Genomic DNA, 512 nt, shown 5'->3' with positions numbered 1-512 from the left:
GATGTTTTTTAGATTGCGTAACTTGAGTTCTTCAGCGGTCAATGTGCCTGAAACGGTAAGCCCAGTCGTGCTTAAGTTACTAGCATTAACATCTTGGGCAGTGATATTGTCATTTGCGGTAAAAGTGCTGTTTATGGTGGCACCATTTTTAATAACGGTATTGCCTAACTGCGCACTTTGGGCCACTAGCGTACCCGCTTGTGTCGAATTGGCGTCAATACTTGTAGCGCTGAGATCTTTGGTGGTCAGTGTTGAATCAACAACAAACGCTTGTTGGAATGTGGCATCACCATTTACGCTAAGTTTGGTTAGCGAGGTATTACTCGTTGCGGTTAGGTTGTTTAACGCAGTATCACCATTACTGGTTAGGCTTTGCAGTGTGGCCGTATCAGTAGTTACCGTTGATGCCTTAACGCTATTGGCGTTATTAATGTCGTGGCTGTTTAAGTCAATCGCGGTTTCAAACTGTTGTAGCTCAGGTTTCCCAGTGACCGCATTTCGGTGCAGTAGTC

At 44.9% G+C, this 512-nt stretch carries 1 protein-coding gene; it reads right to left on the bottom strand.

The window, feature by feature from the left end:
- On the bottom strand, nt 1-512 hold a 512-nt coding region (locus C9J40_RS22065), incomplete at both ends, for a hypothetical protein (protein ID WP_199188152.1).

The sequence above is a fragment of the Photobacterium sp. GB-72 genome (assembly GCF_003026095.1).
Taxonomy (GTDB): domain Bacteria; phylum Pseudomonadota; class Gammaproteobacteria; order Enterobacterales; family Vibrionaceae; genus Photobacterium.
The sequence above is the reverse complement of the archived record's forward strand: the minus strand, read 5'-3'. Positions and strand labels throughout refer to the sequence as shown.